18 protein-coding genes and 1 pseudogene are annotated in these 17,979 nt (G+C 58.3%); 9 read left to right on the top strand and 10 right to left on the bottom strand.

The window, feature by feature from the left end:
• The first annotated feature begins 77 nt into the window (after nucleotides 1-77).
• The 3 genes from dbpA (at nucleotide 78) to yccS (ending at nucleotide 4,984) form a co-directional block, all read left to right on the top strand.
• Nucleotides 78-1,463: an ATP-dependent RNA helicase DbpA gene (gene dbpA, locus ACKLNA_RS10240; protein ID WP_085709131.1), complete on the top strand. Its 1,386-nt coding sequence runs from the start codon at nucleotides 78-80 to the stop codon at nucleotides 1,461-1,463.
• 48 nt (nucleotides 1,464-1,511) lie between these two features.
• Nucleotides 1,512-2,690: an NAD(P)/FAD-dependent oxidoreductase gene (locus tag ACKLNA_RS10235; protein WP_408985780.1), complete on the top strand. Its 1,179-nt coding sequence runs from the start codon at nucleotides 1,512-1,514 to the stop codon at nucleotides 2,688-2,690.
• Between the two features lie 110 nt (nucleotides 2,691-2,800).
• Entirely contained in the window at nucleotides 2,801-4,984 is a 2,184-nt protein-coding gene (gene yccS / locus ACKLNA_RS10230) for a YccS family putative transporter (RefSeq protein ID WP_134828362.1), read from the top strand.
• Nucleotides 4,985-4,990: 6 nt separating this feature from the next.
• On the opposite strand, the gene ACKLNA_RS10225 is transcribed toward yccS, so the two are convergent.
• The gene (locus tag ACKLNA_RS10225; protein ID WP_134828363.1) at nucleotides 4,991-5,728 is read right to left on the bottom strand and encodes an ABC transporter substrate-binding protein; all 738 of its coding nucleotides are present in this window, start codon (nucleotides 5,726-5,728) and stop codon (nucleotides 4,991-4,993) included.
• 256 nt (nucleotides 5,729-5,984) lie between these two features.
• Here ACKLNA_RS10225 and ACKLNA_RS10220 point away from each other — a divergent pair, with 256 nt between their 5' ends.
• Nucleotides 5,985-6,437, top strand: a complete 453-nt coding sequence (locus tag ACKLNA_RS10220; protein ID WP_408985779.1) for a GNAT family N-acetyltransferase — start codon at nucleotides 5,985-5,987, stop codon at nucleotides 6,435-6,437.
• A gap of 42 nt (nucleotides 6,438-6,479) precedes the next feature.
• On the opposite strand, the gene ACKLNA_RS10215 is transcribed toward ACKLNA_RS10220, so the two are convergent.
• From ACKLNA_RS10215 to ACKLNA_RS10205, 3 genes are read right to left on the bottom strand one after another with little or no spacing between them, the layout of a single operon-like run.
• The gene (locus ACKLNA_RS10215) at nucleotides 6,480-6,776 is read right to left on the bottom strand and encodes a helix-turn-helix domain-containing protein (protein ID WP_008033286.1); all 297 of its coding nucleotides are present in this window, start codon (nucleotides 6,774-6,776) and stop codon (nucleotides 6,480-6,482) included.
• Nucleotides 6,777-6,800: 24 nt separating this feature from the next.
• Nucleotides 6,801-7,292 carry a M48 family metallopeptidase gene (locus ACKLNA_RS10210; RefSeq protein WP_085709125.1) on the bottom strand — a complete coding sequence of 164 codons (492 nt, stop codon included), beginning with the start codon at nucleotides 7,290-7,292 and terminating at the stop codon, nucleotides 6,801-6,803.
• A gap of 40 nt (nucleotides 7,293-7,332) precedes the next feature.
• Nucleotides 7,333-9,456, bottom strand: coding sequence for a bifunctional diguanylate cyclase/phosphodiesterase (locus ACKLNA_RS10205; RefSeq protein WP_134828364.1), 2,124 nt, complete (start codon nucleotides 9,454-9,456; stop codon nucleotides 7,333-7,335).
• 333 nt (nucleotides 9,457-9,789) lie between these two features.
• Between ACKLNA_RS10205 and ACKLNA_RS10200 the strand changes: the two genes are divergently transcribed.
• The 3 genes from ACKLNA_RS10200 to ACKLNA_RS10190 all read left to right on the top strand — a co-directional run bounded on the left by ACKLNA_RS10200 (nucleotide 9,790) and on the right by ACKLNA_RS10190 (nucleotide 12,477).
• Nucleotides 9,790-10,458 carry a polysaccharide lyase family 7 protein gene (locus ACKLNA_RS10200; RefSeq protein WP_408985778.1) on the top strand — a complete coding sequence of 223 codons (669 nt, stop codon included), beginning with the start codon at nucleotides 9,790-9,792 and terminating at the stop codon, nucleotides 10,456-10,458.
• 366 nt (nucleotides 10,459-10,824) lie between these two features.
• The gene (locus ACKLNA_RS10195) at nucleotides 10,825-11,187 is read left to right on the top strand and encodes a DUF6124 family protein (RefSeq protein ID WP_408985777.1); all 363 of its coding nucleotides are present in this window, start codon (nucleotides 10,825-10,827) and stop codon (nucleotides 11,185-11,187) included.
• A gap of 873 nt (nucleotides 11,188-12,060) precedes the next feature.
• The gene (locus ACKLNA_RS10190) at nucleotides 12,061-12,477 is read left to right on the top strand and encodes a hypothetical protein (protein WP_408985776.1); all 417 of its coding nucleotides are present in this window, start codon (nucleotides 12,061-12,063) and stop codon (nucleotides 12,475-12,477) included.
• 181 nt (nucleotides 12,478-12,658) lie between these two features.
• Here ACKLNA_RS10190 and ACKLNA_RS10185 read toward each other — a convergent pair whose 3' ends face one another.
• Nucleotides 12,659-12,838 (bottom strand): hypothetical protein, encoded by a 180-nt coding sequence (locus ACKLNA_RS10185; RefSeq protein ID WP_408985775.1) that lies wholly within the window; start codon nucleotides 12,836-12,838, stop codon nucleotides 12,659-12,661.
• A gap of 284 nt (nucleotides 12,839-13,122) precedes the next feature.
• Nucleotides 13,123-13,348: pseudogene (locus tag ACKLNA_RS10180) on the bottom strand (fructose-1,6-bisphosphate aldolase); the annotation flags it as partial.
• Nucleotides 13,349-13,449: 101 nt separating this feature from the next.
• On the opposite strand from ACKLNA_RS10180, the gene ACKLNA_RS10175 reads away from it, so the two are divergent.
• Together ACKLNA_RS10175 and ACKLNA_RS10170 are read left to right on the top strand one after the other, a co-directional pair.
• Nucleotides 13,450-13,701, top strand: a complete 252-nt coding sequence (locus ACKLNA_RS10175; protein WP_408985774.1) for a transcriptional regulator — start codon at nucleotides 13,450-13,452, stop codon at nucleotides 13,699-13,701.
• The gene (locus ACKLNA_RS10170) at nucleotides 13,698-14,897 is read left to right on the top strand and encodes a type II toxin-antitoxin system HipA family toxin (RefSeq protein ID WP_408985773.1); all 1,200 of its coding nucleotides are present in this window, start codon (nucleotides 13,698-13,700) and stop codon (nucleotides 14,895-14,897) included. The genes ACKLNA_RS10175 and ACKLNA_RS10170 overlap by 4 nt, the downstream gene beginning before the upstream one ends.
• A gap of 74 nt (nucleotides 14,898-14,971) precedes the next feature.
• Here the strand turns inward: ACKLNA_RS10170 and fba are convergent, their stop codons facing one another.
• The 4 genes from fba to ACKLNA_RS10150 form a co-directional block, all read right to left on the bottom strand.
• Nucleotides 14,972-16,036, bottom strand: a complete 1,065-nt coding sequence (fba, locus tag ACKLNA_RS10165; RefSeq protein ID WP_007959708.1) for a class II fructose-bisphosphate aldolase — start codon at nucleotides 16,034-16,036, stop codon at nucleotides 14,972-14,974.
• A 125-nt stretch (nucleotides 16,037-16,161) separates the two neighbouring features.
• Nucleotides 16,162-16,494: an MliC family protein gene (locus tag ACKLNA_RS10160; protein WP_227233751.1), complete on the bottom strand. Its 333-nt coding sequence runs from the start codon at nucleotides 16,492-16,494 to the stop codon at nucleotides 16,162-16,164.
• Between the two features lie 57 nt (nucleotides 16,495-16,551).
• The gene (locus tag ACKLNA_RS10155; RefSeq protein ID WP_085688661.1) at nucleotides 16,552-16,773 is read right to left on the bottom strand and encodes a hypothetical protein; all 222 of its coding nucleotides are present in this window, start codon (nucleotides 16,771-16,773) and stop codon (nucleotides 16,552-16,554) included.
• A gap of 34 nt (nucleotides 16,774-16,807) precedes the next feature.
• Nucleotides 16,808-17,971, bottom strand: coding sequence for a phosphoglycerate kinase (locus ACKLNA_RS10150; RefSeq protein ID WP_102619725.1), 1,164 nt, complete (start codon nucleotides 17,969-17,971; stop codon nucleotides 16,808-16,810).
• Between the last annotated feature and the right edge of the window lie 8 nt (nucleotides 17,972-17,979).

Below are 17,979 nucleotides of genomic sequence, written 5' to 3'. Positions count from 1 at the left end.
CTGTTCGTCCAGAACTTTCGAGGAAAGTGGCACGGGGCTGCTACACTGCGCGACATTTTGTTTTGCAGGCCAGTCCCGTGACCACCATCGCCACCGCTTTTAATACTTTGCCGCTGTCCGCCGCCATGCTGGCTAACCTCGAATCTCTCGGTTATGCCCAGATGACGCCGATCCAGGCGCAGAGCTTGCCGGTGATCCTCAAGGGGATGGACCTGATCGCCCAGGCCAAGACCGGCAGCGGCAAGACCGCCGCGTTCGGCATCGGCCTGCTGAACCCGATCAATCCGCGCTACTTCGGTTGCCAGGCACTGGTCATCTGCCCGACCCGCGAGCTGGCCGACCAGGTCGCCAAGGAAATCCGTCGTCTGGCCCGCGCCGAAGACAACATCAAGGTCCTGACCCTGTGCGGCGGCGTGTCGTTCGGCCCGCAGATCGCCTCGCTGGAGCACGGCGCGCACATCATCGTCGGCACCCCGGGGCGCATCCAGCAGCACCTGCGCAAGGGTTCGCTGGTGCTCGACGGCCTGAACACGCTGATCCTCGACGAAGCCGACCGCATGCTCGACATGGGTTTCTACGACGCCATCGAAGACATCATCGAGCAGACCCCGACCCGCCGTCAGACCCTGCTGTTCTCGGCCACCTACCCGGTGGGCATCAAGCAACTCGCTTCGAAGTTCATGCGCGATCCGCAGACGGTCAAAGCCGAAGCATTCCACGACGACACCCAGATCGAACAACGCTTCTACGAGATCTCCCCGGAAGAGCGCATGAGCGCGGTGACCAAGGTCCTGCACCACTTCCGTCCGGCCTCCACCGTGGCGTTCTGCTTCACCAAGCAGCAAGTGCAGGAAACCGTCGATCACCTGACCTCCAAAGGCATTTCCGCCGTCGGCCTGCACGGCGATCTGGAACAGCGTGACCGCGACCAGGTACTGGCGATGTTCGCCAACCGCAGCACTTCGGTGCTGGTGGCCACTGACGTCGCGGCCCGTGGCCTGGACATCGACTCGCTGGACATGGTGATCAACGTCGAGCTGGCCCGGGATTCGGAAATCCACATTCACCGCGTCGGCCGTACCGGTCGTGCCGGCGAGAAAGGCATCGCGGTCAGCCTGGTGGCGCCGTCGGAAGCGCATCGCGCCCAAGCCATCGAACAACTGCAGAAAACCCCGCTGAACTGGGATCAGGTGGACAACCTGAAATCCCAGGGCGGTGCTCCGCTGCAACCGCCGATGAGCACGCTGTGCATCGCCGGCGGGCGCAAGGACAAGGTGCGTCCGGGTGACATTCTCGGTGCACTGACCGGTGAAGCCGGGATTCCGGGCACCCAGGTCGGCAAGATCGCGATCTTCGACTTTCAGTCCTACGTGGCCGTCGAGCGCACCGTGGTCATGCAGGCGCTGCAGCGCTTGAACAACGGCAAGATCAAGGGTCGTTCGCTGCGCGTTCGCGTCCTCTGACCTGAGCGTTACCGAAACCGATACTGATCGTTGTGTGAGGACACCGTTTTGCGCTCTACCGAAGTCGTGATCATTGGCGCTGGCGCCGCAGGGTTGATGTGTGCACTGACCGCCGCCGGGCGCGGGCGCCAGGTGTTGCTGCTCGACCACGCGAACAAGGCCGGCAAGAAAATCCTGATGTCCGGCGGTGGGCGCTGCAACTTCACCAACATGTACACCGAACCGAGCAATTTCCTCTCGCAGAATCCGCACTTCTGCAAATCCGCGCTGGCCCGCTACACCCAGTGGGATTTCATCGGCATGGTCGCCAAGCATGGCGTGCCGTATCACGAGAAGAAACTCGGCCAGTTGTTCTGCGATAACAAATCCAGCGACATCCTCGGTATGCTGCTGGACGAGTGCGATCAGGCCGGCGTCAACCTGCATCTGGACACCTCGATCCAGACCATCGAGAAAGTCGAGGGCGGTTACCTGCTCGACACCACCCTTGGCCAGATCCAGTGCCAGTCGCTGGTGATCGCCACCGGTGGCCTGTCGATCCCGACGCTGGGCGCCACCGGTTTCGGTTATCAGGTCGCCAAGCAATTCGGCCACGACCTGCTGCCGACCCGCGCCGGTCTGGTGCCGTTCACCATCACCGATCAGCTCAAGGATTTGTGCACCGAACTGTCCGGCACCTCGGTGGATTGCCTGGTCAGCTGCAACGACCAGAGCTTTCGCGAGAACATCCTGTTCACTCACCGCGGCCTCAGCGGCCCGGCGATCCTGCAGATTTCCTCGTTCTGGGAGCCGGGCGATACCGTCGAGATTAACCTGCTGCCCGATCACGATGCCGCAAGCTGGCTGCAACAGCAGACCGCCGAGCGCCCGAACAGCGAACTGAAAACCCTGCTCGGGGAAATTTTCACCAAGAAGATGGCCAACCTGCTGGCGGACAACTGGTTCGTCTCCAAACCGATGAAGCAGTACACCCACGCCGAACTGGCGGACATCGCCGAAAAGCTCGGCAGCTGGAAAGTCGTCCCGGCCGGCACCGAAGGCTACCGCACTGCCGAGGTAACGCTCGGTGGCGTCGACACCCGCGAAGTGTCGTCCAAGACCATGGAATCGCTGAAAAGCCCGGGCCTCTACTTCGTCGGCGAAGTGCTGGATGTCACCGGGCATCTGGGCGGCTTCAACTTTCAGTGGGCCTGGGCATCGGGTTACGCGGCGGCGCAATACGTCTGACCTGAAGGCCGTGCGGAACACTTTTTGCTGTCAGATGTGATCGGCGCCATTGCGTCGGCGTCATTACTGGCTCAATTTAGCGGCATCGCCTCGGAAGGCCTTCGCACTTCATGTCCTCGACCTCGTTTCGTCAGTCTTTGCGGCGCCTGTGGGCGCTGGATAAATTCAGCTACAGCGTGCGGGTGTTCATCGCCCTGACCGGCAGCATGGCGCTGTGCTGGTATCAGGATGAAATGGGGCTGCTGATCCCGCTGTTCCTCGGGATCATCGCCAGCGCCCTGGCCGAGACCGACGACAGTTGGCAGGGCCGTCTCAACGCGCTGGCGGTGACGCTGGTGTGTTTCAGCGTTGCGGCGCTGTCGGTGGAATTGCTGTTCCCCTACCCCATCGTGTTCGTCATCGCTCTGGCGCTGGCCAGTTTCGGCCTGACCATGCTCGGTGCGCTCGGCGAGCGTTACGGGGCGATTGCTTCGGCGACGCTGATTCTTTCCGTCTACACCATGATCGGCGTGGACCAGCGCGGTGGCGCGGTCACGGATTTCTGGCACGAACCGATGCTGCTGGTGGCCGGTGCCGCGTGGTACGGCTTGCTGTCGGTGCTGTGGCAGGCGATGTTTTCCAACCAGCCGGTGCAGCAGAGTCTGGCGCGGCTGTTCCGAGAACTGGGTTATTACCTGAAGCTGAAAGCCTCGCTGTTCGAGCCGATCCGTCAGCTGGACGTCGAAGCGCGGCGCCTGGAACTGGCCCAACAAAACGGCCGGGTCGTCGCAGCCCTGAACAGCGCCAAGGAAATCATCCTGCACCGCGTCGGCAACGGGCGCCCCGGCTCGAAAGTCAGCCGCTACCTGAAGCTTTACTTCCTCGCCCAGGACATTCACGAACGCGCCAGTTCTTCGCACTACCCCTACAACGCGCTGGCCGAGGCGTTTTTCCATAGCGACGTGCTGTTCCGCTGTCAGCGCCTGCTGCGCCAGCAAGGCAAGGCCTGCCGGGCGCTGGCCGAATCGATCCAGATGCGCCAGCCGTTCATCTACGACGCGACATTCGCCGAAGCCCTGAGCGATCTGCACGCCTCCCTCGAACACCTGCGCATCCAGAGCAACCCGGCCTGGCGCGGGCTGCTGCGTTCGCTGCGGGCACTGGCGGCCAACCTCGGCACTCTTGACCGCTTGCTCAGCGACGCCAGTAACCCCGACGCGCTGGCCGATGCCACCGACAGCAGCCTGCTCGACCGTTCGCCGCGCAACTTCAAGGATGTCTTGACCCGTCTGCGCACGCAGCTGACGCCAACCTCATTGCTGTTCCGCCATGCCCTGCGCCTGCCGCTGGCGCTGAGTATCGGTTACGGCATGGTGCATCTGATTCACCCGTCGCAGGGTTACTGGATCATCCTCACCACGCTGTTCGTCTGTCAGCCGAACTACGGCGCCACACGGCGCAAACTCGGCCAGCGGATTCTCGGCACCGCCATCGGCCTGACCATCGCCTGGGCGCTGTTCGATCTGTTCCCGAGCCCGCTGGTGCAGTCGTGCTTCGCCATCGCCGCCGGCGTGGTGTTCTTTACCAACCGCACCACCCGCTACACCGTGGCGACCGCCGCGATCACGATCATGGTGCTGTTCTGCTTCAACCAGGTCGGCGACGGCTACGGGCTGTTCGTGCCGCGCCTGTTCGATACCCTGCTCGGCAGCCTGATCGCAGGCCTGACGGTGATCCTGTTCCTGCCGGACTGGCAGGGTCGGCGCCTGAACAAAGTGCTGGCCAACACCCTGACCTGCAACAGCATCTACCTGCGCCAGATCATGCAGCAATACGCTGCCGGCAAGAGCGACGACCTCGCCTATCGCCTCGCCCGGCGCAACGCGCACAACGCCGACGCGGCGCTGTCGACCACGCTGGCGAACATGCTGATGGAGCCGGGGCATTTCCGCAAAGAGGCCGATGTCGGTTTCCGCTTCCTGGTGCTGTCGCACACCTTGCTCAGTTATCTGTCGGGCCTTGGCGCACACCGGGAAACCCAGCTGCCGGCCGAAGTGCGTGAACATCTGATCGATGGTGCCGGGGTGAAACTGGCCAGCAGCATCGACGAGATCGCCCAGGGCCTGGCGAGCAAACAGCCGATTGCGATCCAGAGCGATGAGGAAGAGGCGCTGGCCAATGAACTTGAGCAAATGGCGGACGAGATCGATGAAGGCCAGCGGCTGGTGCAGACACAACTGGCGCTGATCTGCCGTCAGCTAGGCCCGTTGCGGACGCTGGCGGCGCACTTGATCAAGGACACCGCCGAGGATTGAGCCGCTTCACATGCCATGCTGCCTGAGCAACTTGTCATAGCTGCCATCGGCCTTCATCGCCGCAATCGCCTTGTCGAACCCGGCCACGATCTGTTCGTGCTCCGGGTTCTTCAGGCTGACCAGAATATGCAGGCTGTTTTCGCTCAGGGGCTTGGGCAGGAACTCCACGGCGTTGCGCACTTTCGGTGATTCACGGGCCAGGTAATAGCGGGCGACAAACTCGTCTTCCAGGGTCAGCTTGACCCGGTCCGCCGCCAGCATGCGCACGGCCATGGCGAAGTTATGCACAGGGACTTTCTGCAGCGCGGTGTCAGCATCGAACGGCGCCGAATAGGCGTAGCCGCGCACCACTGCAATCGGATAGGTGTGCAGTTCCTGCAGGTTGTTGTATTCGATGGGCGTGTCTTTGCGCTTGAGAAAACGCACGCGGTTGAGCAGGTACTCGTCGGAAAACTGCCCCAGCTTCGTACGCTCGTCGTTGTACCAGGCGTTGACCAGCACGTCGTAACGCCCCTCGCCAACCCCGAGCAACGCCCGCGCCCACGGTACCTGTTCGTAATCGCTGGCATAACCGGCCCGGGCCAGGGCCGTGCTGACGATGTCCGTGGCCAACCCGCCGTTGACCAGTGTGTCATCGGTAAAGGGTGGCCAGACATCGAAGACCAGACGCAGTTTCTCCGCTGCAGCGCTTTGACCCAGCAACAGCAATCCGATCAAAGCCAACGCTCGATGCAATCGCGGCATGCTTGAAAATCCTTAGCGGGCGGGCCGCCCGGCGTGTTTTCAGTCAAAACCCCAAGGCCCCGTACCGGCGAATCCCAGGCCCTAACATTAGCTCATTGAAGCCGTTGCACAGCGCTTCTCAGCAGATTACACAAAGATGTCGGCGCCGCCAGAAGGGAATGATGGCATTTTGGCCTTTGTCACAGATTTCTCAGCCATACAGACATATTTCGACGTGGCGCTTAGTATCGGGCGACGTAGTTCAAGGAATCGGAAGATGACAATCGAGTGGGTCTGCAAACATCACAGCGATCTGGGACTGGAGCAGCTGTACGCCATTTTGAAATTGCGCTCGGAAGTGTTCGTGGTTGAACAGCGCTGCGCGTACCTGGACCCGGACGGGCAGGATCTGGACGGGGACACCTGCCATTTGATGGGCTGGGACGGTGATCAACTGGTGGCTTACCTGCGTCTGCTGGACCCGGAATCCCAGGGCGGCGACGTGGTGATCGGCCGTGTACTGACGGCGCCGGCCGGGCGTGGCAAAGGGCTGGGGCATGAAATGATGGAGCAGGCGCTGAAACAGGCCGGGAAGCGTTGGCCAGAAGTGCCGATCTATCTGTCGGCCCAGGCGCATTTGCAGGGGTATTACGGGCGGTACGGGTTTGTGGTGGCGGGTGAGGAATATCTGGAGGATGACATTCCGCATATCGGGATGCGTCGGTCTTGAGACTTCCCCTTCGCGGGCGTGCCCGCGAAGGGACTACATCGGTCAGGGATACTCAAGCACAGCCTTGATCTGCCGCAAATTGCGCTCGATCCAACCCCGATCAATCGCCCCCCACTCGCGAATCCGATAGCGCCCCGCATGGTTGCGCGCGCCCTCTTCCTGTTCGAACTCGCAGACGATATCCAGATCCGCCAACGCCGCAATGGTGTCCTGCGCCGTGCGCCGGGGCATGCCGGTGACGTCGGTCAGCGCCGGTACGCTGCTGGCCAGGCCGCTGTCGATCAGATACGCCACGTACAAGCGCCGGTAGAAACTGCTCTTGGTCTTGCTCACGTCCATGCATGCGCTCCGTTGTTTGATGTCTTATTGCATGTCCCGCCACGTCAGGTACACCCGCAGATCGAACTCGATCTGGTGATAGCCCGGCAGCATGTGCTCACATAATTTATAGAACGCCTTGTTGTGATCCGACTCCTTGAAGTGCGCCAGTTCATGCACGACGATCATCTTCAAGAACTCGGGCGCGGCCTCCTTGAACAGCGAGGCGATGCGAATCTCTTTCTTGGCCTTGAGCTTGCCGCCCTGCACTCGCGACACCGTGGTGTGCAGGCCGAGGGCGCGGTGGGTCAGGTCGAGGCGGTTGTCGAACAAGACCTTGTCGATGGCCGGGGCGTTGCGCAGGTATTCCTGTTTCAGGTCCAGCGCGTAGCCGTACAACGCCTTGTCGCTCTGCACATCGTGGCGGCCCGGATAACGTTGGCTCAGGTAATCACCGAGGCGATCGTCGGCAATCAATTGGCGCACCTGATCCTGCAATTGCGCGGGATAGGCCTGGAGGTATTTCAACGCGGTCATGGGCGGCACGGGTCATGAAAAGGCCGCCAGTGTAGCGAATTCAACCGGCCAACGCGCTCCAGTCGAACGGCTCGGCAAAGCGCGTCGCGTCCTCGGCGACCAACGGCCGCGCCACCAGGAAGCCTTGCACATACTCACAGCCATGGGCTTGCAGCCATTGATATTGCTCGACGGTTTCCACGCCTTCGGCAATCACCAGCAAGCCGTATTCCTTGCACAGCTCGATGACCGTGCGCACCAGCGAAGCATCACGCGACGAGTCCGGCAATCGGGCGATCAGGTGGCGATCGAGTTTGAGCGTATCCAGCTCCAGATCCCGCAGATGCGACAGCGAGCAGGACCCGGAGCCAAAATCGTCCAACGCTACCCGCACCCCGAGATTGCGCAGCAGCTTCAGTTGTTTGCGGGTTTCGTCCGGGTTGATCGTCAGCGCCTCTTCGGTCACTTCCACTTCCATCTGATGCGGTTGCAAGCCATGGCGCTCCAGCACCTGGCGCAACTCGGTGACCAGATTTGGCAGGCCGAACTGGGTGTTGCTCAGGCTCACCCCAAGCACCAGATCCCTGGAAAACTCGGACTCCCAGGCCTTACGCTGCCCGGCGCTGCGGTGATAGATCCAGCTGCCGAGCCGACTGATCAGCGTCGCCTCCTCCAGCAACGGCAGGAACAGCCCCGGCGGTACATCACCGACACTCGGATGCTGCCAGCGCAGCAACGCCTCGAAACCACGAATCCGGCCGTCACCAATTGCCACTTGCGGCTGATACACCAGATTGAAATCGCGATTCTCGATGGCGTTGCGCACGCTCTCTTCCAGCATCAGTCGCGAGCGTGCGCGGCCATTCATTTCATGATCGTAGAAGCGATATTGCTGACGCCCGGCGCGCTTGGCTTCGTACATGGCGATGTCCGAAGCACGCATCAAACCGTCGAGGTTGTTGCCGCAATCCGGGTACGTGGCGATGCCGATACTGGCGCCAAGGGCGATGTCCATGCCTTCGATCTGCTGACAGATCGACACGCGCTCGATGAGCTTCTCGGCGATCTTCGCCGCTTGTTCGGGGAATTCCAGATCCAGCAACGCGGTGAACTCGTCACCGCCCATCCGCGCCAGAATGTCGAACGGCCGCAGGCAGGCTTTCAGTTGTTCGGAGACCCAGCGCAACACCCGGTCGCCGGCATCATGCCCGAGGGAGTCGTTGACCCGTTTGAAGCCGTCGAGATCGAGGTACATCAACACCCAACTGCTGTCACTGCGTTCACCGCGCAACAGCAAGTTTTCCACAGTCTGGTAAAAGCCACGACGATTGAGCAGCCCGGTCAACGGATCGGTGACAGCCTGAAATTCCAGCTGCTGATGCAGATGCCGAACCACCGACATGTCCAGCACCGTCACCACCATCGCGTGCTGTTCGCTCGGCAGCGGCGCGCAGGACAAGGCCACCGGCACTTGCTGGCCCGGCGCGGTACGCAGCAACGCATCGTGTAAGCGCAGCGTCTCGCCGCGTTTGTAACTGGCATAAAACTCGGAATCGGCCCACAGCGGAATGTGCGGTTTCTGCAGGAAATCGAGAAACTCCTGCCCTTCCAGTTCCTTCACCGGCGCGTTGAGCAATCGGGAAATCGCCGGGTTGGCGAAGCGGATCAAGCCATCCTCGGCCAATACCAGAATCCCTTCGGCGGCGTTATCCAGCACCGATGCATTGAAGGCCCGCGCCGATTCCAGATCCTGACTCAAGCGCTGCAAGGCCCGACGATTGCGCTGGTGTTCCAGCAACGCCTGGACCTTGGGCTTGAGAATCTGCGGGTCGAACGGTTTGAACAGGTAATCCACCGCACCACTGGCATAGCCCTTGATCACGGCGTCCTGGGACTGTTCGTTGGCGGTGAGGAAAATGATGGGGGTCAGCCGCGTTCGCTGGCTGCCGCGCATCAGGCGTGCGACTTCGAAACCGTCCATGCCCGGCATCTGCACATCCAGCAGCACCAGATCGATGTCGTGTTCAAGCAACAGGCTGAGGGCTTCGAAACCGGAAGCCGCGGTCATGACCTGCCAGTCCTGGCGCTGCAGCAACGCGCGCATGCTGATCAGATTTTCAGGGTAATCATCAACGATCAAAAGGACGGAGCTGCCTTCACCTGGCTGGGTTTGCGCGCATTCCATGCTGCTTCTCTTGTCGGGACATCCAATCGGGACGCGGCCGGTTTCTCGTGAAAACCGTACTGTTTCTGAGCCTTCACTCTAGTCCTGGATCCGAAAAAGCAGTAGCTGTCATCAGGCCATCATTTAACCAAACCGGTAAGTAGCCGACTAACGGTCATCGCTGCAGCCCCCGAAAACCGGGAAACATGGCATTTCGACAGGATGTTGGCGCCAATCATCCGCCAGACGGCCGTTAACAAAAAATCCCTCTACGCTTATAAAGGCCGCCCCCAAGAGGCGCGGGCTAGAGCTTCTGGCACGCGCGTGCAGCAGAAACAGAGTGGAAGAACCGACATGATCGACCTCGCAACCTGGAACCTCAGCGTTCCCGTTGGCAGCCCGCCACACACCGTCGAAACCTCCAGACTGGTGAACGGCTTCAAGGATCAGTACTTCCATTCCGACACCGGCACCCTGTTCTTCTGGTCCCCGGTGACCGGTTCGAAAACCGAAAACGCGATCTACCCGCGCACTGAACTGCGCGAAACCTACAGCAACGGCACCCTGCGCAACTGGTACTACCCCGACGCCGACAACCTGCTGCGCGCGACTCTTTCGGTCAACAAGGTGCCCAGCTCCGGGAAGATCGTTATCGGGCAGATTCATGCCTATGAAAGCCAGAAGCCGATGCTCAAGCTTGAGTACCAATACAAAGAAAAAACCGAGACCGGCAACCTGGTAATCAAACTGCGCACCCATCCGGATCAGGACGAAAGCCGCGTCATCACCCTCGCCACCGGAATCAAACTGAATAGCGAATTCAATTACCTCATTCACCTGAGCCCCGGCGGTGCGCTGGGTGTTAGTGCGGCCGGGTATCAGTGGGACTCGCAGATCAGCGCGACCTGGCGCAACAAGCCGCTGTATTTCAAGGCCGGCGTGTATGTGCAGGACAACACCGGATACACCAGCGAGGGTGGGCAGGTGACGTTCAGCAAGCTGGATATTGATCACGATAAATAACGGTGACGCGCACGTTTAAGGCTGCTGTTTAAAGGCAGTGCGCGTAACGTCCCGAAGCCTACAACGGCTTGCGTCGCTGCCTACCACTACGCCAGAATCCGCCGGCTTGTGCGCCTGGAGGGCCATCGGTAACTTGATTCGGGTCACTGATTCGCAGTGATCGGGTTTAGTAGCCTGTGGTGTTTTCAGCTAGGTGCAACGCGCTGTCCATCAGACATTCCAGTCTGACTGCGATGGTGGCTGTGCGCAGGGCGCTTCGGCGCGCCGGTCAATGCTGAATACTCCCCGGTCTACTAACCTGCGCACAGCTGCCACCCTTCTTTTAGTAGGGAAGGACCGGCAGCTCCTTACAGGAGTTTTCAGCATATGTTCAAACCTACGCCTAACTCGCCAGAAACAGATCTGGCCTCCCCCTACGATTCCCTCGACCCCAAAAAACTCAACGAAGCCGCCGAACGCGCCCTCGACCACTACCTCTGCCCCGGCGCCCGCATCATGGCCACGGTCAACGAACCCGACCCCATGTACTTCGCCAACCCCGCCTGCAACACCGAGTCCCTGCTGGCCAACGCCAGCGAAACCCTCAGCTCCGCCAGCGAAATGCTCAACAACTTCGCCGCGATACTCCCGACATCCCACCGCAAAACCGCGCTGGGTATTGCACAAGTGGTGATGCTTGGTGAATTGGCGGTGAATCAGGCGCTGGATAATGTCGAGCCGAAAAACTAATCGACGGCTGGGACGCGCAACCTTAAGAAAGAGGAACCCGCCAAAGGCGGGTTCTTTGGCAATATCCGCAAAGGGTTAGAATATGCCTTCACGAAGCGCAATAAACTGACATAGCCTCCTAGCAACTAAAAAACTGATCTTTTAAGAGCCCATCGAAATAAAACCTAAAGCTACAAACCATAAAAAACTGTCAACTTTGACAGTTGCCACCAATCTAAAAAAAAACAAACCATAGACTCATATCCAGATGGAGAGTCTTGAAATGCCAACTACTATCACACCCGTGGGATCCCAAAGCCCTATACCTACAAACGGCCCAGTCAACAGCTTACCTTTACCGACCTCCATCGTTAGTAGCGCAGCAGTCGCGCCCGCCCCTCATCTTGAAGCTTATATAGAAAACGGCCAGGAATGCTTCAGAGCCATAGCAGTATTGCCAAAAAACACAAGACCACTCGACACTATTTGCTTTTCATTGAAGAGTAACACCCAGCCCACAAAAAATTTTAACTTTGGAGGCGGATTAGTCGACGGCTACTTCGAGACCAGGGAAATCATTAACAACAAAGGCCTGTGCATTTCATCCTACTCCATAGACAACATGAAAAACATGGGCGTCACAAACGGAACTTATAGACTAACTTTCACACAAAAAAACTCTACCGGAACCACGGTAGTTTCATCCTTAGCCAATAGCTATTCGATCACTGTATAACTTAAAAATCAAAAACCTGGGAAATCTACGACCACGTCTTGTCAATGCATCCAGCTCTGGGAGCAAAAACACCTGACAACCCAGCATAATCACGAGCAAACCAAATAAAACTTCCACTTAACTCAATAAATAACTACACCAGCGAAAGGAATTACGAAATGAAATCTTTTATCGAAGAGAACGACTTAGCATGGATTGAGCTAGACCAGTATATTATTTCCGGAACAGTAAAAAAAATATCCAATGAAGGCATAATTATACAAACCGCCTCTGATGAGACTGAGGCAGTTTCTTCAGACACCATAATCCGCATGCATTCAATACACAAAGAACCTTTCGAAATCATAACCAAATATCCCTACGAAGAATTTATCGATATAGATGGATTTTTTTCTAGCGATACTAATAAAGCCATTCCCATCGGACACTTACTAACGAAAAAACCTGGGTACCCCGACTCCATCCCACCGACATGGAATGATAATATTAAATTATGGTTCCACTCATCCGGAGGCAAATGCCCATGCGGATGCGGAGGAGGTCTTAGTTCATCAGCAGACTCTCTACAAAAATAATTCTAAAAAACCTTAAAGGGAAGGAGTTGTGAATTAATTGAATCAATTGGGAACTGCAAAAAAACGGGACAAATCCTGGAAACTTAAGGGGACAACTTAAGGGGACAGATTTATTTATCTGCTGATCGATTAAATTAACCTGCCCCCCGCTTTACTTTAGTTTCAACTCAGCCGACAGCTATCAAATAAGGGTCGTGCCGATTGGCTTTCGCTTCATTCCTGTGCCAACGGAGTCATTCAGCGCCACTACCCGACCCGCATCCCATTCCCGCTTCATATCAGTAAACAACTCACCGTTCACTCGCGCCTGATGATTCGCCAACGCTTGAGTCATCGCCTCGGCAATACGCTCGATAATCAAGGATGGCTTTTCCACTAAATAAAAACGGGACAATAAAAACGGGACAGATTTATTTATAATCAAAGGGGACAGATTTTATTTAACCGCCACCTCACTCCGAAACTGCTACAAGCTGCGCAGTTCATGGAAATGTCACCCATATCGGACTTCGGCCAAGCCAATCCGGATTTTGTCCGTTATAGGTGACATTTCATGCAGCAGAAATATGAGCTCGCCATGAAAACTCAGGCAAAAAGAAACCCGCCTCTCGGCGGGCTTCTTTTAAATCATCTCAATACCCAGTCTCAATTGACCTTGGCGTTCAACTCCCCCTTCAAATAACGCTGATACATACTTTCCAGCGAGATCGGCTTGATCTTCGAAGCGTTGCCGGCAGTACCAAAAGCTTCGTTAGGTTTCTTTGATGTCACCGCCGTACTGGTTGATGATCGCCAGCCACTCTTGTGGAGCCGACGAGAAACCGTGCATCACCAGGTGGGTGTTCGGGATGCGTTTGTGGATTTCATTGATGCAGTCGTTGCCACACGTCTACGTTAGGCCCACGAAACAACACGATCACTAGAATGTTGTGCTAACGTAACATCTATCTATTTATGTTCCGGTAAAAGCACATGGATTATTTTCTGCTGATCGCTCGCCTTGGCAGCCAGTTGCGCGAAAAACGCATCGGCCGAGGCCTGACCCAAGCTCAGCTTGCCGACCTCGCCGGGCTGACACGTTACAAGGTCATCGCCGTAGAAAAAGGCACCCTTTCTGTCGGCATGATCGCCTATGCGCGCGTCCTGGGTGCTCTGGATTGCGAACTCGCTGTCGTTCCTGCCGCCATGCCGACCCTTGAAGAACTTGGGGACTTATTCGAATGAAAATGACCTCTCTCAAAGTCAGCACACCTGAGGGGCATAGCGGCAGGCTTTTCAGCGACAAAGAGGACTTCACGTTCCGTTATCACGAAGACGCATCGCCAGAAATGGCGATCAGCCTGTCGATGCCGGTACGTCATGACGAGTTTCGCCGGCGCGAGCTCCATCCTGTTTTTCAGATGAACCTGCCGGAAGGCTACGTGCTGGAGCAGTTGCGCAATCGCTTGGCCAAGACTGTGAATGTCGACCCGATGCTGTTATTGGCGCTTTCCGGCAGCACTTCGCCCATCGGCAGGGTTCAAGTGCGCTCTGAAACGGTTGATGCCTTGCTGGAAGAGCAACAATTTCCAGGAGAGAAACTTGAGGAGATTCTGACGTGGGACGGCACGGAGGATATCTTCGCCGGCCTTATGGATCGCTACATCCTGCGGGCGGGTATCTCAGGTGTTCAGCCAAAATTACTGGTTCCGGAACAACAAGAAACCGCGTTACCCCGCGTGACCTCGAAAACTTCGGACTTGATTATCAAAAGTGGCCGAGACGAGTTTCCGGGTCTGGCGGTCAACGAATTCCTTTGCATGTCCATGGCAAAGGAGGCGGGTATTCCTGTTCCGCCGTTTTACCTTTCCGACAATGCCAAGCTGTTTGTCATGCGCCGCTTCGACCGCGACGATCAGCTCAACCCGATCGGGTTTGAAGACATGGCGGTGTTGATGGGGTTGTCGGCCAGCCAGAAGTACAGCAAAAGCTATGCGGCCATTGCCAAGGCCATCCGCGTGTACTGCCCGGCCGAGCATGTACGCGCATCACTCGATCAACTTTTCGATAGCGTTGCCCTGAGCTGCATTGTCGGGAATGGCGACGCTCATTTGAAAAACTTTGGATTGCTTTACTCCGAACCGACTCAGCGCGACGCGCGCCTGGCGCCGGCTTACGACATCGTCAACACCACGGCTTATATTCCGGAGGATGTATTGGCTCTGGATCTGGCGGGCAACAAATCGATGTTTGCCTCGCGACAGGGTTTGCTGGAGTTTGCCCACACTTGTGAGATCGAGCGGCCTCGGGAGCGAATTCAGCGATTGCTTGCCTCGGTTGAAGCCGTGCTTGCGCGCTATCCCCAGTATCGGGAACAGGCGCCTCATGTGGTCAGTGCCATTGAGCAGGCAGCAGCGCCGTTTGCTCTGATTTTTGAATAACCTCGAAGATATCGTCACTCATAAAAAATCCGCCTCTCGGCGGATTTTTTATTCAATCAGCTCAACACCCAGTCTCAATTGACCTTGGCGTTCAACTCACCCTTCAGATAACGCTGATACATGCTTTCCAGCGAGATCGGCTTGATCTTCGAAGCGTTGCCGGCAGTGCCGAAAGCTTCGTAACGAGCGATACATACATCGCGCATCGCCTTGACGGTTTCGCCGAAGAATTTACGCGGGTCGAATTCGCTCGGGTTGGTGGCCATCAGGCGACGCATGGCGCCGGTGGAAGCCAGACGCAGGTCGGTGTCGATGTTGACCTTGCGCACGCCGTGCTTGATGCCTTCGACGATTTCTTCAACCGGTACGCCGTAGGTTTCTTTGATGTCGCCGCCGTACTGGTTGATGATCGCCAGCCACTCTTGTGGAACCGACGAGGAACCGTGCATCACCAGGTGGGTGTTCGGGATGCGTTTGTGGATTTCCTTGATGCGGTCGATGGCCAGCACGTCACCGGTAGGTGGCTTGGTGAACTTGTAGGCACCGTGGCTGGTGCCGATGGCGATGGCCAGGGCGTCGACCTGAGTCTTCTTGACGAAGTCAGCGGCTTCTTCCGGGTCGGTCAGCATCTGGCTATGGTCCAGAACGCCTTCGGCACCGATGCCGTCTTCTTCACCGGCCATGCCGGTTTCCAGCGAACCCAGGCAACCCAGCTCGCCTTCAACCGAAACGCCGCAGGCGTGAGCCATGGCGACGGTTTGTTGGGTTACGCGGACGTTGTATTCGTAGTCGGTCGGGGTCTTGCCGTCTTCGCCGAGGGAGCCGTCCATCATCACCGAGCTGAAGCCCAGTTGAATGGAGCGCTGGCAGACGTCAGGGCTGGTGCCGTGGTCCTGGTGCATGCACACCGGGATGTGCGGGAATTCTTCGATCGCGGCCAGGATCAGGTGACGCAGGAACGGCGCGCCGGCGTATTTGCGGGCGCCGGCCGAAGCCTGAACGATCACCGGGGAGTCAGTCTTGTCAGCGGCTTCCATGATGGCGCGCATCTGCTCAAGGTTGTTGACGTTGAAGGCTGGAACGCCGTAGCCGAACTCGGCTGCGTGGTCCAGCATCTGGCGCATGCTGATAAGTGCCATTGTGTGTGTCTCTCCCGGTTTGGGTCGTTAATCGTGCCAGCCTGCCGGAGCGGCGGCGGCTATTCAAGTGATTGCAGATCGGGGGTTGAGGCCCGGCCTGGTGATTCGATAAAGCAAATTCTGTTTTATTCGGCTTTGCAGCCCCGGCCGATCAGATCATTGGTTGCGACCCAGTAAACCAGTCCTTCATTACCTTTGATGTGAAACGCCAGCATGTCGTCGCTGTACAACGTGCCCGAGGCGCCCGGCTCTTCTTTCAGGCGATAGACCTGATCGCCACCGCCCAGTCGCACATCGACTGCCTTCTGGCCGGCGTCGGTGTAGCGCCACAGCACCTTGGCCTGACTGTCGCAGGTCCAGGTGGTCCAGTTATCCACAGGGGCGGACGACTGGAACGGGTTCCACTGCGCGCAACCACCCAACAATCCCAGTGCCGCAACGGCGATCAAGCCTTTCATCCGTGTTCCTCGACCGGCAGCGCACGCCGCCGGCCCTGAGTTAAAGAGTCAGACCGGTCAAGGGCAACCATGTTCCTTGGCCGGGGTTTGCGTCTCGTATTTGTCCAGGCCTTCCGGCCCCGAGCGCTTGTTCAGCACCGGGTTGGTTTCGGCCTGCCAGTCGGCCTGGTAGCAGCCTTTCTGTGCCTCGCCGGGGGCCGGCTCCGGCGCAGCCTTCGGGTTACTCCCGCAGGCTGCCAATGTACCGGTCAGCAACAACAGCGCTAACGACTTGACCATCTGAACACTCCTTTGCCTGGCCAATCGGGCGGCCTCAGGCCTTGGCCCGGCTTTCCAGGACTTCAACGGCCGGCAGCACCTTGCCTTCGACGAATTCGAGGAACGCGCCACCGCCGGTGGAAATGTAGGAGATCTTTTCCGCCACGCCATATTTATCGATGGCCGCCAGGGTGTCGCCACCGCCGGCAATCGAGAACGCCGCGCTATCAGCGATGGCCTGGGCCAGCACTTTGGTGCCGTTGCCGAACTGGTCGAATTCGAACACCCCGACCGGGCCGTTCCACAGAATGGTTTTCGAGGACTTCAGCAGTTCGGCGAAGTTGGCGGCGGTTTGCGGGCCGATGTCGAGGATCATGTCGTCAGCAGCCACATCAGCGATCAGCTTCACGGTCGCTTCAGCGCTTTCAGCGAATTCCTTGGCAACCACCACGTCCACCGGCAACGGCACGCTGACCTTGGCGGCAATGGCGCGCGCGGTGTCCAGCAGGTCTGGCTCGTACAGTGACTTGCCGACCGGGTGACCGGCAGCGGCCAGGAAGGTGTTGGCGATGCCGCCGCCGACGATCAGTTGATCGCAGATCTGGCTCAGGCTGTTCAGCACGTCGAGTTTGGTCGAGACCTTGGAACCGGCAACGATGGCCGCCATCGGCTTGGCCGGTGCGCCCAGAGCCTTGCCCAGTGCGTCGAGTTCAGCGGCCAGCAGCGGGCCGGCAGCGGCGACCTTGGCGAACTTCGCTACGCCGTGGGTCGAACCTTCGGCGCGGTGAGCAGTACCGAAAGCGTCCATCACGAACACGTCGCACAGGGCAGCGTATTGCTGGGCCAGTTCGTCGGCGTTCTTTTTCTCGCCCTTGTTGAAGCGCACGTTTTCGAACAGCACGATGTCGCCGGCCTTGACGTCAACGCCGCCCAGGTAATCGGCCACCAGCGGCACTTCGCGGCCCAGGGCCTTGCTCAGGTAGTCGGCGACAGGCTTGAGGCTGTTCTCGGCGGAGAATTCGCCTTCGGTCGGACGACCCAGGTGCGAGCAGACCATCACGGCCGCGCCTTTTTCCAGGGCCAGCTTGATGGTCGGCAGCGAAGCCAGGATACGCGCATCGCTGGTGACAACACCGTCCTTGACTGGGACGTTGAGGTCTTCGCGGATCAATACGCGCTTACCTTGCAGATCGAGGTCGGACATCTTCAACACGGTCATGGGTCGCA

The organism is Pseudomonas sp. UV AK001 (genome assembly GCF_046097675.1).
GTDB lineage: Bacteria > Pseudomonadota > Gammaproteobacteria > Pseudomonadales > Pseudomonadaceae > Aquipseudomonas > Aquipseudomonas kribbensis.
Note: the sequence above shows the minus strand (reverse complement) of the source record. Positions and strands in the feature narration are given on the sequence as shown.

Coding starts and splice junctions, on each gene's coding strand:
- yccS (WP_134828362.1), top strand. CDS start 2,801: ATGTCCTCGACCTCGTTTCGTCAGTCTTTGCGGCGCCTGTGGGCGCTG.
- ACKLNA_RS10225 (WP_134828363.1), bottom strand. CDS start 5,728: ATGCCGCGATTGCATCGAGCGTTGGCTTTGATCGGATTGCTGTTGCTG.
- ACKLNA_RS10220 (WP_408985779.1), top strand. CDS start 5,985: ATGACAATCGAGTGGGTCTGCAAACATCACAGCGATCTGGGACTGGAG.
- ACKLNA_RS10215 (WP_008033286.1), bottom strand. CDS start 6,776: ATGGACGTGAGCAAGACCAAGAGCAGTTTCTACCGGCGCTTGTACGTG.
- ACKLNA_RS10210 (WP_085709125.1), bottom strand. CDS start 7,292: ATGACCGCGTTGAAATACCTCCAGGCCTATCCCGCGCAATTGCAGGAT.
- ACKLNA_RS10205 (WP_134828364.1), bottom strand. CDS start 9,456: ATGGAATGCGCGCAAACCCAGCCAGGTGAAGGCAGCTCCGTCCTTTTG.
- ACKLNA_RS10200 (WP_408985778.1), top strand. CDS start 9,790: ATGATCGACCTCGCAACCTGGAACCTCAGCGTTCCCGTTGGCAGCCCG.
- ACKLNA_RS10195 (WP_408985777.1), top strand. CDS start 10,825: ATGTTCAAACCTACGCCTAACTCGCCAGAAACAGATCTGGCCTCCCCC.
- ACKLNA_RS10190 (WP_408985776.1), top strand. CDS start 12,061: ATGAAATCTTTTATCGAAGAGAACGACTTAGCATGGATTGAGCTAGAC.
- ACKLNA_RS10175 (WP_408985774.1), top strand. CDS start 13,450: ATGGATTATTTTCTGCTGATCGCTCGCCTTGGCAGCCAGTTGCGCGAA.
- ACKLNA_RS10170 (WP_408985773.1), top strand. CDS start 13,698: ATGAAAATGACCTCTCTCAAAGTCAGCACACCTGAGGGGCATAGCGGC.
- fba (WP_007959708.1), bottom strand. CDS start 16,036: ATGGCACTTATCAGCATGCGCCAGATGCTGGACCACGCAGCCGAGTTC.
- ACKLNA_RS10160 (WP_227233751.1), bottom strand. CDS start 16,494: ATGAAAGGCTTGATCGCCGTTGCGGCACTGGGATTGTTGGGTGGTTGC.
- ACKLNA_RS10155 (WP_085688661.1), bottom strand. CDS start 16,773: ATGGTCAAGTCGTTAGCGCTGTTGTTGCTGACCGGTACATTGGCAGCC.
- ACKLNA_RS10150 (WP_102619725.1), bottom strand. CDS start 17,971: ATGACCGTGTTGAAGATGTCCGACCTCGATCTGCAAGGTAAGCGCGTA.